The 12990-nt window shown below is 72.5% G+C and carries 8 protein-coding genes; 5 read left to right on the top strand and 3 right to left on the bottom strand.

What is annotated here, in order from left to right; all coding sequences use genetic code 11:
• The first annotated feature begins 51 nt into the window (after window positions 1-51).
• Window positions 52-762 (top strand): ferritin-like fold-containing protein, encoded by a 711-nt coding sequence (locus H9633_RS01795; RefSeq protein WP_071642720.1) that lies wholly within the window; start codon window positions 52-54, stop codon window positions 760-762.
• A 36-nt stretch (window positions 763-798) separates the two neighbouring features.
• Here H9633_RS01795 and H9633_RS01790 read toward each other — a convergent pair whose 3' ends face one another.
• Window positions 799-1086 carry a hypothetical protein gene (locus H9633_RS01790; RefSeq protein WP_071642723.1) on the bottom strand — a complete coding sequence of 96 codons (288 nt, stop codon included), beginning with the start codon at window positions 1084-1086 and terminating at the stop codon, window positions 799-801.
• Between the two features lies 1 nt (window position 1087).
• Entirely contained in the window at window positions 1088-1312 is a 225-nt protein-coding gene (locus H9633_RS01785; RefSeq protein WP_071642725.1) for a DUF3107 domain-containing protein, read from the bottom strand.
• A 149-nt stretch (window positions 1313-1461) separates the two neighbouring features.
• Here H9633_RS01785 and H9633_RS01780 point away from each other — a divergent pair, with 149 nt between their 5' ends.
• A complete protein-coding gene (locus tag H9633_RS01780; RefSeq protein WP_191711882.1) occupies window positions 1462-4698 on the top strand; it encodes an ATP-dependent helicase in 3237 nt (1078 codons plus the stop codon).
• Window positions 4695-8174 carry an ATP-dependent DNA helicase gene (locus H9633_RS01775; protein ID WP_191711881.1) on the top strand — a complete coding sequence of 1160 codons (3480 nt, stop codon included), beginning with the start codon at window positions 4695-4697 and terminating at the stop codon, window positions 8172-8174. The genes H9633_RS01780 and H9633_RS01775 overlap by 4 nt, the downstream gene beginning before the upstream one ends.
• Here the strand turns inward: H9633_RS01775 and H9633_RS01770 are convergent.
• Complete coding sequence (locus H9633_RS01770; protein ID WP_191711880.1) at window positions 8120-9586, bottom strand: protein kinase family protein; 1467 nt, start codon at window positions 9584-9586, stop codon at window positions 8120-8122. The two genes, H9633_RS01775 and H9633_RS01770, sit on opposite strands and share 55 nt — an antisense overlap.
• A gap of 103 nt (window positions 9587-9689) precedes the next feature.
• On the opposite strand from H9633_RS01770, the gene nudC reads away from it, so the two are divergent.
• Together nudC and H9633_RS01760 are read left to right on the top strand one after the other, a co-directional pair.
• Window positions 9690-10604 carry an NAD(+) diphosphatase gene (nudC, locus tag H9633_RS01765; protein ID WP_191711879.1) on the top strand — a complete coding sequence of 305 codons (915 nt, stop codon included), beginning with the start codon at window positions 9690-9692 and terminating at the stop codon, window positions 10602-10604.
• A complete protein-coding gene (locus H9633_RS01760) occupies window positions 10601-12325 on the top strand; it encodes an ATP-dependent helicase (RefSeq protein ID WP_191711878.1) in 1725 nt (574 codons plus the stop codon). The genes nudC and H9633_RS01760 overlap by 4 nt, the downstream gene beginning before the upstream one ends.
• The last annotated feature ends 665 nt before the right edge of the window (window positions 12326-12990 follow it).

The raw sequence follows: 12990 nt of genomic DNA, 5'->3' as shown, positions 1-12990 counted from the left end.
GGACGGGACAAGCCTACCGGAGGACGGCCCCGCGCCCAGTAGTGTGGGCTCGTGGTCAACTGGTTCTGGAAGCGCGCGCCCCAGCGGCGCACGCTGAAGCTGCGCAGCCGCGGGGAGGCGAGCGGCACGACGCGCGTCGACTTCGCCGAGCTCGCCCCGGAGCTGAATCGGTTCCTCGGGCAGGCCGCGTACCTGCAGCTCGGCTATTTCGAGACGCTCAGCCGAGGCATCCGCGGCACTCAGGAGCTGGCCCGCAAGGAGGCGCTCTCGCGCGCCGCCGGAGCCGCGCTCGACAAGCACCGCGGCATCGTGCAGGTGATCGCCGAACGCGGCGACGATCCGACGCAGGTGATGCTGCCGTTCCGCGAGAACCTCGACGAGTTCCGCCGCAAGACCATCGGCGAGCGGCAGGAGGAGACACTGCTCGCGGTGTACCTCACCGCGGGGATGCTGGACGACTTCTACCTCGCGCTGGCAGGCAGCTACGGCGAGACCGGGGAGCGGGTCGCCGCCATCCTGCGCCAGGACGACCGGGGCGGGGAGATCGTCTCGATCATCCAGGAGACGATCGAGAGCGACGACGAATGGCGCTCGCTGCTGTCGATGTGGGGGCGTCGCCTGGTCGGCGACACCCTGCTGGTGTGCCGCGACGCACTGCGGCCGGGGCGACTGGTCGCCGACGATCAGCGGATCGAGCCGGTGTACACCGAGCTGATGGGCGCGCACGCCAGGCGGATGGATGCCATGGGGCTCGCCTCGTAGCATTCCGGGCCGCATGCGCATCCGGCGGCGATCGCGTCAGATGCCGAGCGACTGCTTCTCGAGCGTGTCGCGGCGCGTGCGCTGCGACGTCAGGACGAGGGTGGATGCCGCGGCCAGCGCGAGACCCGCGCCGATGCTCACGACCCAGAGCAGCACGTCGCCCTCGCCGACGCCCGTCCACTGCATGATCGTGTAGACGGCGGCGGTCGTGGCGGTCGCGATCGCCGGTGTCACCGCGACGCCGCGCAGCTGACGCTGCGGCAGCGCGAAATGCAGGGCGACGCCCAGGGAGCACGCCGCGATCAGGGCGAGCAGGATGTACATGTCAGGCGAAGAAGCCGACGCGGCGCGACTCCTCGGTGCCCAGCTCGATGTAGGCCAGGTTCGCGGTGGGCACGATGTACGAGCTGCCCTTCGCATCGGTGAGGCTGATGTGGCTGGCGTTCTGCTCGAGGGCGGAGACCACCTGGGAGCGCACCTCGTCAGCCGTGCTGGAGGTGTCGAAGCTCAGCTCACGACCGGTGTTGATGATGCCGATGCGGATTTCCACGCGATCTCCTCGGGTTGGACGAACACCGGCAACTCTACCGGCTGGTCCCGCGCCGGGTCCGCGGTCGCACACGATTTCGCCGTGGGCGCACAGTCGTGCCGCATCCGGCCGCTGCGCGCGGTGTCGGCGGGCCGCTATACCGTGGAAGCATGATCCCGGATGCCGCGCAGCTCGCCGTCGTGAACGGTGATGCCACCGCATCCGGAGTCATCATCGGCGCGCCCGGCACGGGGAAGACGACCGCCCTGATCGATCGTGTCGTGCACCTGCTCGCCGCCGGTGTGAGCGCCGACGAGGTGCTCGTGCTCACCCCGAGCCGTCAGGCCGCCACGGCGCTGCGCGACCGGATCGGCGTGCGGGTCGACCAGGCGACGCCCGGCCCGCTCGCGCGCTCGCTCGGGTCGTTCGCCTTCCAGCTCGTGCGCGGTGCGATGGTGCACGCCGGTCACGAGCCGCCCGCGCTGCTCACCGGCGCCGACCAGGATCGCATCCTCGCTGATCTGCTCGCCGGCGACGCGGAGGACGGGCTGCGTCGCTGGCCCGACGCGCTGAGCCCGGCGGTGCGCGCCTCGAAGGGATTCCGGTCGGAGCTGCGGGCCTTCCTCGCCGAGTGCACCGAGCTCGGTGTGCGCCCCGGTGAGCTCGCCGGCTCGGAGCGTGAGGTCTGGCGCGCCGCCGATGACTTCCTCACCGAGTACCGCGAGGTGATGGGCGGCATGCGCGTCGCGCATCGGGATGTGCCCGAACTCCTCGCCGAGGCCACCGCGATCCTGCACACGGCGGAGCCGGTCGCGCTCGGGCCGCTGGCCGGGCTGCGCGTGGTGCTGATCGATGACGCGCAGGAGCTCACCCGCGGGGGAGTGCGGCTGGTGAGCGCGCTGCGCTCGCGCGGCGTCGCGGTGCTGGCGTTCGGCGACCCCGACATCTCGTCCGGTGCCTTCCGCGGTGCGAGCCCGCAGCTGTTCGCCGAGCTCGCGCACGTGCTGGGCGACGTGCACGTGCTCGAGGTCGCGCATCGACAGAGCCCCGCGCTGACCGCCCTCACCCGCACCGTCACGCAGGCCATCGGCGTCGCCGGTCGCGTCGATCATCGGCGCGCGCCCGACCAGACCGACGGCACCGGGGTGCGCACGCTGATCGCGCCGTCACCGCACGAGGAGGTCGATCGCGTCGCAGCCGTGCTGCGCGACTGGCACCTCAGCGATGGCATCCCGTGGAGTCGCCTGGCCGTCATCGCCCACGACACGCGCCAGATCGTCATGCTCGAGGCGGAGCTCTCTGCCCGCGAGGTGCCGACCAGAGCCGCCGGCGTGCCGCGTCCGCTGGGCAGCGAGGGGATCGTGCGCGAGATCGTGGAGATCGTGCGGCTCGGGCTCACGCCGCCGGACGAGCGCGCCTCCGACCTGCTCGCCGAGACCCTCACCTCCCCGTTCGGAGGTCTCGACGCCGTCGGCCTGCGCCGGCTGCGCGCACGCCTGCGGCACGTGGAGCTCGAGCAGGGCGGATCGACACCGGCTCGGGAGCTGCTCAGAGAGGCGATGCAGTTCCCGCATCTCTTCGACCGGGTGGACGCGCCGGAGGCACGGATCGCGCAGCGATTCGCGGAGACCCTCCGGATGCTGCACGACCAGGGCGCGGCGGGCGGCACGATCCACGAGCTGCTGTGGACGGTGTGGGACCGCGCCCGCTCGGTCGGCGGCGGCTCGCTGCAGGTCGCATGGCGCGTCGCGGCCGACCAGCCCGGCGGTGCCGAGATCTCGCGCTCGCTCGACAGCCTGGTCGCGCTCTTCGACGCGGCGAAGCGGTTCGTGGAGCGCTCCCCGCAGGAGAAGCCCGCGCTGTTCATCCGCGACATCCTCGACAGCGAGGTGCCCGAAGACACCCTCTCGACGCCAGACCGACCCGGCCTCGTGACGCTGCTGACACCGGCGACCGCCCTCGGCACCGAGTTCGAGGCCGTCGTCGTCGCGGGTGTGCAGGACGGCATCTGGCCGAACGTCCGGCTGCGTGGCGGCATGCTCGAGACCTGGCGGCTGGGTGAGGCGATCTCCGCGGCGCGCTCCGGTGAGCCCGAGACCGTGCCGGGCGTGCTGGATCGGCGCAGGGCTGCGCTGCACGACGAGCTGCGGCTCTTCGTGCGCGCGATCTCGCGGGCGCGCACCAGGCTCGTCGTGTCGGCCGTGGACGACGACGACATGACGCCGAGCCCGTTCTTCTCGTTCCTGCCGGCGCCGCCGCCGGTCGAGGAGGACGAGGTGCGCTTCGCGCACCCGCTGACGCTGCGCGGTCTCGTCGCGCGCCACCGTCGCACGCTGACGACCTCGCCCGATCAGGCGGAGCGCGCATTCGCGGCCGGACAGCTGCGGATCCTCGCCGAAGAGGGTGTGCCCGGCGCGCACGTCGACGACTGGTACGGCGTCACCCAGCGCTCCAGCACGGCGCCGCTACGCGATCTGCAGGCCGCGCCGGTGCGGGTGTCGCCCTCGCGGCTCGAGGCCTTCGAGGAGTGCGGGCTGAACTGGGTCGTCGCCTCGCTCGGCGGTGACACCGTCATGCCGCCGTCGGCAGGTATCGGCACGATCGTGCACGAGGTGCTGGAGAAGGTGCCGGACGGCGACCCCGACGCGATGCGGGCCGTCATCGACGAGCACTGGCCTGAGCTCGACTTCGAGACCGCGTGGATCGGTCGGAAGGAGCGCCGCCGCGCCGACCTGTACCTCGAGCGGCTGCGCGCGTACCTGGGGGAGGTGTCGAGAGACGGCGGGCGGGTGGTCGGCGCGGAGGCGCCGTTCCGTTTCACGGTCGATCTGGAGAGCGGCGCCGTGCTCGCCGCCGAGGATGCCGACGCGCTGCACTCCCGCGGCGAGGACGCGGGCAGCGGCCCGACGCCGGATGCGAGCCCGAGGGCCCTGGTCAGCGGTGTCATCGACCGTGTCGAGGTGTACCCCGCCGGTGCCGGGGAGCACGACGCGGCCCGAGGGCAGAAGTGGGAGCGGATGAGCGCAGCGGGCGAGCGGGTGGTGGTGGTGGATCTGAAGACCGGGAAGTACGAGCCCGACACCGAGGCCAACGTGCGTGAGCACGCACAGCTCGCCGCGTACCAGATCGCGGTGCAGGAGGGACTGCTGGAGGGTGCGCCCGCCGACGCGCTCGCGGGCGCCCGACTGGTCATCGTCTCGAAGACGGTCGGCAAGGCGCAGTACCGTGTCGCCCATCAGCACACCCTCGGCGACGAGGCGCGAGCGGCATTCCTGCAGCGGGTGACCGCCGCCGGCCGTGGCATGGCGGCCAGCAGCTTCACGGCACAGGTCGAGGCGCACTGCGCCGACACCCAGGTGCGGGTCTCGCCCTGCCACATCCACACGGTTCCGGCGGTGAGCTCATGACGGGCGGCACGCTCACCGGCGTGGCCACGATCTCGGCCGAGACCATCGCCCTCGCGCTCGGCCTCCCGGTTCCCACCGCGGCTCAGCAGCGGGTGATCGAGGCGCCGCCGAGCCCGGCGCTCGTCGTGGCCGGGGCAGGCAGCGGCAAGACGGAGACGATGTCCGGTCGCGTCGTCTGGCTCGTCGCGAACGGCAGGGTGCGTCCCGACGAGGTGCTCGGTCTGACGTTCACGCGCAAGGCCGCCGGCGAACTGGCCGAGCGCATCGGCATCCGGCTCGAGATGATCGACCACTTCGCGCGGCGCGGGCTTCTGCCGCACCTCGCCGAGATCGTCGCCGACGACGCGCTGCGACGCGTGCACGCCGCCGTCGCCGGCCCGCAGCGCGACGCGGTGCGCGTGCAGGTGCTCGACGAGCTCGCCGAGCGCTACGGCACGGGGTGGGACCCGCGTACGCCGCGCTCGGCGGAGGATCTGCTGGTCCGCCCGAGAGTGTCCACCTACAACGCGTTCGCCGACAGCATCGTGCGCGAGCATGCCGCTCGCATCGGACGCGACCCCGAGGCGGCCATGCTCAGTCAGTCCGCCTCGTGGCTCATCGCGCGCGCCGTGGTGCTGCGAGCCGACATCCCCGACCTCGAAGAGATCGACCGGTCGCTCGGCGGCGTCATCGACGCGGTGCAGAAGCTCGCCGCCGAGGTGCTCGACCACCGTGCCGACCTCGCGGACGTCGAGCGGATCGCAGCAGAACAGGCCGCCGCGTTCGAGCCGTACCGCACCAATCGAGACGTCGACACCGCGGCGCTGAATCTGCGCAGCATCCCCGTGCTCGCGCGTCTCGTGCGCGACTACATGGCCGAGAAGCAGCGCCGCGGCGTGCTCGACTTCGCCGACCAGGTCGGCGGGGCGTTCGACATCGTCGAGAGCGCCCCCGATGTGCGCGCCGATCTGCGCGAACAGCATCGTGTCGTGCTGCTCGACGAGTATCAGGACACGTCGGTCATCCAGACGCGATTCCTCGCCGCCCTGTTCCGCGACAGCGCGGTGATGGCTGTCGGCGACCCGCACCAGTCGATCTACGGCTGGCGAGGGGCCAGCGCCGACAACCTCTACGCGTTCAGTCGTGCGTTCGCCCACGATCAGCCCGCCACCACGTACAGCCTGATGACGAGCTGGCGCAACGACACGCGCATCCTCGATGTCGCCAATCGCGTGCTGGAGCCGCTCGCGCGCGCCGGTCTGGACGTGCCGGCGCTCGAGCCGCGTCCCGGCGCAGGGCGGGGCAGGGTCGAGGTGCGCTTCCCGCACACCGTCGATGATGAGGCCGAACAGGTTGCCGCGTGGTTCGCGGCTCGGCGGCGCGAGCACGAGCAGTCGAATCCCGACCGCGCGCACACGGGAGCGATCCTGTTCCGGTCCAAACGTCACATGCAGACCTTCGCCGCCGCGCTGGCGCGGCAGGGCATCCCGCACCGGATCCTCGGTCTGGGCGGGCTGCTGTCGACGCCGGAGGTGGTCGACGTCGTCTCCATGCTGCGGGTGATCCACGACCCCACGGCGGGTTCGGCCCTCATCCGTCTTCTCGTCGGCCCTCGGTTCGCGATCGGCGTCGCCGACATGGCCGCGCTCTACGACCTCGCGACCGCGCTCGCCGGACGCGACGCCGACCTGTCTCGGCTCTCCGACGAGGTGCGGCAGCGGCTGCGTGCCTCGCGCGGGGCGGACGAGGCCGTGTCGATCGTCGACGCCGTCGACTTCCTGCGCGCGGCTCCCGACGACTACCGGCTGATCTCGGCGATCAGCCCCGAGGGGCGTCGACGGATGCGCGCGGCGGGGGAGATCCTCGAACGGCTGAGAAGGGCGGCGGGCCTGCCCATCCCCGAGCTGATCCGGATGATCGAGCTCGAGCTGCGGCTCGATATCGAGCTCGCCGCGAACGAGTCGCGCGGTCCCGCGCGGATCGCCGCCACTCAGCTGCGCGCATTCGCCGATGAGGTGCGCGCGTTCCTCAGCGCCGACGACCGCGGCACGATCGGCAGTCTGCTCGCCTGGCTCGACAAGGCCGAGAGCACCGACGAGCTCATGCCGCGGCCCGAACCCCCCGAGCCCGGCGTGGTGCAGCTGCTCACGATCCACGGCTCGAAGGGACTCGAGTGGGACGCGGTCGCCGTCGTGCGGCTCGTCGACGGCGAGCTGCCGGGGCGCCCGCAGGACACCGCCGGATGGTTCGGATTCGGCGTGGTCCCCTTCGCGCTGCGCGGCGACCGCGATGCGCTGCCCGTCTTCCGGTGGGATCCGCAGGCCGAGATGGATGCCGCCGGCGACGTTCCCGCCAAGCGCCACAAGGCCGCGCTCGACGCGCTCGCCGCGGGGGTGACGAAGGCCTACCCGAACGGCGGCGCGCTGCGCCGGTTCAAGAACGAGTACCGCGACTACCAGCAGCAGGAGGAGCGGCGACTCGCGTACGTGGCGTTCACCCGTGCGCGCAGCGATCTGCTGCTCTCCGGCGCGCACTGGGCGGGCCAGGTGAAGCCGCGCCAGGCCAGCGCGTACCTGCTGGACGCGATCGATGTGCTCGGCCTCGATCCGATCGACGGGGTCGACCCCGAAGACAACCCGTACGACGGACCCGGCATGACCCGCTCGTGGCCGATGGACCCCCTGGGCGACCGCCGACCGCGCGTCGCCGCTGCCGAGCAGGAGGCGCGCGCGGCGCTGGACCGCCCGGAGCGGCCCGCGCCCACCGAGCAGCTGGCGCGACTGCTCGTCGAGCGCGCGGAGCGGCAGCAGGGCGCACCGGCCGAGGTGCCGACGCGCGTCCCGGCGTCGCGGTTCAAGGACTGGGTCACCGACTATCGCGGCACGCTGCGCGATCTCGGACGGCCGATGCCCGAGCGGCCGTACACGCAGACCCGCATCGGCACCCTGTTCCACGCGTGGGTCGAGCACCGCTCAGGACTGGTCGGTGCGAGCTCCACCGTCGAGAGCGCTCTCTGGGAGCTCGACGACGACGGTGCGGACGCGGCGCCGCCGACCCATCTCGGCAGCGACGACGAACGCTCCCTCGCCGAGCTGCGGGCAGTGTTCGAGCGCAGCGAATGGGCGCCGCTGCAGCCGATAGCGGTCGAGATCGAGATCGACTTCGCGTTCGGCGAAGGCGACGATGCGGCGGTGGGCGGGGGCCACATCGTCATCTGCAAGCTCGACGCGGTCTACCGCCGCGAGGACCGCGGCGGACGCATCGAGATCGTCGACTGGAAGACCGGCCGGGCACCACGCACGCCCGCCGAGCGAGAGGAGCGCATGCTGCAGCTGGCGCTCTACCGGCTGGCCTACCACCGCCGGTTCGGCGTGCCGCTGGAGGAGATCGATGTGGCGCTGTTCTACGTCGCTGACGACCTCGTCATCCGCGACGACCGCGTCTATTCGGAGTCGGACCTCGTCCAGCGTTGGAGTGCAGCACGAGCCGCCCGCTGAGCTTCGTCCGAGTCCGGGTCGGGGGACGCTGAGCGATCGGCGGCCGCCGCGGCCCCGGCATCCGTCGCCGCGGCGCTGCCGTCGTCGACACGGGTCGACCCGCGGACACCGGCGACGTCGGAGAGATCCTGCGTGGGCTGCTCCCACGACGCGTGCGCCGCGTCGCCCTGCTCCTGCGTCCGACTCGCCTCGCCGTCTGCGCGCGGAGCACCGGCGGACGACACGGGCCGGGCAGGTCCGCGACCGTCGCCCTGGTCTTCCTGGTCGCCTTGGTCTTCCTGGTTCTGCTGGTCGCCCTGGTGCTGCTGGTCGCCCTGGTCCTGCTGGTCTTCCTGGTCGTCCGGCTCGGCCTCGTGCCACAGATCCTCGGGGCGATACGCGTCCGTCTGCATCGACGTGTCGATGTCGTTGGAGGCGGTCGCGGGCACGCGGTCGAGCACATCGAGCGCCGAGTCGACACCGCCGGTGTACGTGGCGGTCACCCGCAGGTCGTCACCGCGCAGACCCGAGCTGAGCGACTCCAGCAGGGCGGCGGCGTCGTCGACGATGTCGGGCCGGCGCAGCTCGTCGCCGTGCACGAGCCAGCGGGCGAACTCGAGCTCGGCGTGCAGGCGGGCGCGCGCCTGCAGCGCGTCGTCGGTCGCACGCTGCGACGCGGCCGTGTACGCGGCGAGCACGTCGGGTGCGGCCTCCGGAGCACCGGACAGCCAGCCGAGGTCCTCCGCCGGATCGCCGACCGCGAGTCCGCGCCAGCCGAGCACCGCGACCACCTGCGGGCCGTCGTGCGGATCGTCCTCGAACAGGAAGGAGAGTGCCTGTATGCCGCCGAGCGTCACGGCGCTCTCGAAGCGCCACAGGTCGTCGTCGGCGACGGCGCTGCGCCAGCGCGCGCTGAGCCGTACCGGCACCCGCCCCGTCGCGGATGCCCGATCCACCAGCTGCTCTGTCTCCGCACGCACCGCGGCGGCGTCGCGCACGCTCAACCCGGCCGCGCGAACGACCGACGGCGGCAGGGTGTGCACGGCGGCGATCGACCGCCCGATCGAGACGGCGGCACCGCGCCCGGGGGGAACGTGCGCGGCTTCGATCTGGAAGCCGGGCATGAGATCGGTGACGAGCGCACGCGCGTCGCCGACCCGGGTCTCTCCCATCGCGGTGGGCACCCGGAAGGGCAGGATCTCCCTCGCGCCGGCGGTCAGAGCGCGCAGCGCGAGCGCCTCCTCGGCGAGTTCGACGGCTGCCGAGTCGTCGGCGGCGACGCGGATCACGAGCTCGCTGCCGTCGGCGAGTGTGGCGATGGCGGAGTCGAACCTCCCGTCGCCATCCGCGGTCAGGGCGCGAGCGCCCGTGACCTCCGCCCCGGGCACAGCGGCCGTGACCGCCGCCACTAGAGTGAAAGGAGAGCGAGCCATGCTCCCCAGCGTAGGTCTGCCCTCGCACAGTTGGCGTCCACGCCACGCGAGTGCCGCGGCATACGTCGCGTTCCGGGACGGCCGCACGAGAGCAGGAGGACGCATGAGCACCAGGTCCGACACCCTCGACAGGGCGGCCGAGCTGCGCGCACAGCCCGGAGCGATCGACACGCTGCGAGCGGCCGAGGGCACCAGGGTCGTCGTCGTCCGCGATCGTCGACTTCGCATCGCCGACCGGGCTGTCGTGCGGGCCAGGGTCGCCGAGGTCGGCGACGCGGAGTGGGCTCTGCTGGGGCGCGATGCCGACGGTGCGGCGCTGCTTCTCGCATCCGTCCCGCCCGAGCACGAGAGCATCGACGCGGCGCCGGAGGAGACCTGGCTGGGGCTGCGCGAGGTCGGCGGCATGCTCGATCCGCTCGAGGCCGAGATCTTCGTCACGGCGGTCGCCCTCGCCGCGTGGCTGGTCGATGTGCGCCACTGCAGCCGGTGCGGCACCCTGCTCGAGCTGCGCAACGCCGGATGGTCTCGGCACTGCGACGGGTGTGACGCGCAGCACTTCCCGCGCACCGACCCCGCCGTGATCGTCGCGGTCGAGAGCCCCGACGGCGAACGGCTGCTGCTCGGCGCCAACGCCGCCTGGCGCGGCACCATGTACTCGTGCTTCGCCGGGTTCGTGGAGGCGGGGGAGTCGATGGAGTCGACCGTGCACCGCGAACTCGCGGAGGAGGCCGGCGTGCGGCTGCGCGAGCTGCACTACGTCTCGTCGCAGCCCTGGCCGTACCCGCGCTCGCTGATGGTCGGGTTCCGCGCGGTCGCCGCCGACGAGGACGTGGCGGCAGACGGCGAGGAGATCATCGACGTGCGCTGGCTGACCCGCGACGAGATCGGACGTGCACTCGCCGGCGAGGGCCCGGTCGGCCTGCCGAGCCGATCGTCGATCGCCCGCCGGCTGATCGAGGACTGGCATCGGGGCGAGCTGAAGCGCGGTGTGCTGAGCGAGCGCAGCGAGCCGAAGTGAGCGCCCTGGATGCCCTCGACGAGCGTCAGCGCGAGGCCGCCTCGATGCTGCGCGGCCCGGTCGCCGTTCTCGCCGGTGCCGGTACGGGCAAGACGCGGGTCATCACGCACCGCATCGCGCACGGCGTCGACACCGGCGCATACTCGCCGCAGCGCGTGATGGCGGTGACGTTCACGGCGAAGGCCGCCGGGGAGCTGCGCGGGCGCCTGCGCGCGCTCGGCGTCGGCGGGGTCGCCGCGCGCACCTTCCACGCCGCTGCGCTCAAGCAGCTGAACTTCTTCTGGCCGACCGTCGCGGGTGACTCCGCTCCGTCGCTCATCGACAACAAGGTGAGGATGCTCGGACAGGCCGCCGACGCCATGCGTCTGCGGCCGAGCACCGCCACCCTGCGCGACGTCGCCGCGGAGATCGAGTGGCGCAAGGTCTCGATGATGTCGATCGAGCAGTACGCCGAACTGCAGCGGCCGGTCAGCGGCATCCGCCCTGAGCAGCTGATCGAGCTGCAGACGGCATACGAGGCGCTCAAGGACGAGCGTCGCCAGCTCGACTTCGAGGACGTGCTGCTCGCCTGCGCGGGGATGCTCGAGGCGGAGCCGCGCGTCGCCGCCGCCGTGCACGAGCAGTACCGCCATTTCACGGTCGACGAGTTCCAGGACGTGTCGCCCCTGCAGAATCGGCTGCTCGAGCTGTGGCTCGGCGATCGGCGCGACATCTGCGTGGTGGGCGACGCGAGCCAGACCATCTACTCGTTCGCCGGTGCGCAGCAGCGGTACCTGCTCGAGTTCGAGCGCCGGTACGTCGACGCGACGGTCGTGCGGCTCGAGACGAACTACCGCTCGCAGGCGTCGATCCTGACGGCCGCGAACGCGCTGATGAAGGGGCGGCCCGGTGCGCTCGCACTGACGCCCGCCGGCGCGCCGGCGGAGGACGACGAGGCGCCGACCGTCACGGCGTACGACAGCGAGTCGGACGAGGCCGCCGGCATCGCCGACACCATCGTGCGCCGCATCGCCGGCGGTGCTGCCGCCTCCGACATCGCCGTGCTCTACCGCGCACATGCGCAGTCGGCGGTGCTGCAGCAGGCTCTCGCCGCGCGCGGCATCGCGACGAGTGTTCTCGGCGGCACGCGCTTCTTCGACATGCCCGAGGTGCGCCAGGCGGTGCTCGCGCTGCGCGGCGCTGCCGTCGCGCCCAACGACGCGGGTTTCCTGCCCACCGTGCGCGATGTGCTGCGCGGCCTGGGTCTCACCGACGAGCCCCCGCAGGCCGGCGGCGCGCAGCGGGACGGGTGGGAGGCGCGCCGCGCGATCCTGCGACTGGCCGAGGAGGCACCGCCGAGCACGACGCTGCGCGTCTTCGCCGACGATCTGATGGCGCGAGCGAAGGATCAGCACGAGCCGACTCTGCAGACCGTCACCCTGTCGACGCTGCACGCGGCGAAGGGCCTCGAGTGGCCGCATGTGCTGCTCGCGGGCTGGGCGGAGGGCTCGCTGCCGATCTCATACGCGACGTCGTTCGAGAACATCGACGAGGAGCGGCGCCTCGCCTACGTCGGGATCACGCGGGCCGCGCGAACGCTGGCCGTGTCGTGGGCGCGTTCAGCGGGGCGGGGGGAGAGGTCTCCGTCGCGCTTTCTGGCGGAGATCGGAACGACAGCTCGCGGCACGGGCATTCTGCGTGATGTCGCACCGACCGCCAGGCGTGCCGCCCGTCAGGGCTGACTCGCACCATCAGCCCTGCGGACGGCGTCGGGGTGCGCACGATGCGCGCCGCGAGCGCCGCCGCGTGCGCGATGCGAGCCGCGGTCACCCGCGTCGTCGTGCCGACGAGCTGCGCGTGCAGGCGCGGCCATGCCTCGTCGCGGTCGCGCTCGTGCGCATCGCGGCAGGACAGGCAGGGCGTGCGGCCCGGTACGACGAGAGGACCCACGACAGCGGCGTCCTGTTCGAAGCCGATCGGGAGGTGCGGCAGGTCGTCGCGCAGATAGGGCGCGAGCTGCAGTGCGGCGGCGGCACCGCCGACCATGACGACGGCCACAGCGCCCGCAGAGCGCGGATCGGCCTCGTCGAGACCCTCGTCGATCAGAGACTGGCGCAGCCGCTCCTGCCCCCGCCCGTCTGCGAGGTTGATGCCGTCGGCCCAGAACGGCGGTGCCGGCACCGCGTCGTCCACCAGCAGCGGGCGCAGGGTGGCCAGCAGCCGCCGTGCCTCGCCGCGCGGTGCGCCCACGCCGTGCGCCACCACGTCGAACGAGCTGAGCCGGATGCCCGTGCGCAGCCGGTTCAGCAGCGGCTCGACCCAGGCTCCGGCGACATCCAGACGCACGACGCTCTCGAGGCCGAACTGCACCGTGTCCTCATCGCGCCAGAGCAGCGGGTAACGCGGA

Source organism: Microbacterium commune (genome assembly GCF_014836945.1).
Taxonomy (GTDB): domain Bacteria; phylum Actinomycetota; class Actinomycetes; order Actinomycetales; family Microbacteriaceae; genus Microbacterium; species Microbacterium commune.
Note: the sequence above shows the minus strand (reverse complement) of the source record. Positions and strands in the feature narration are given on the sequence as shown.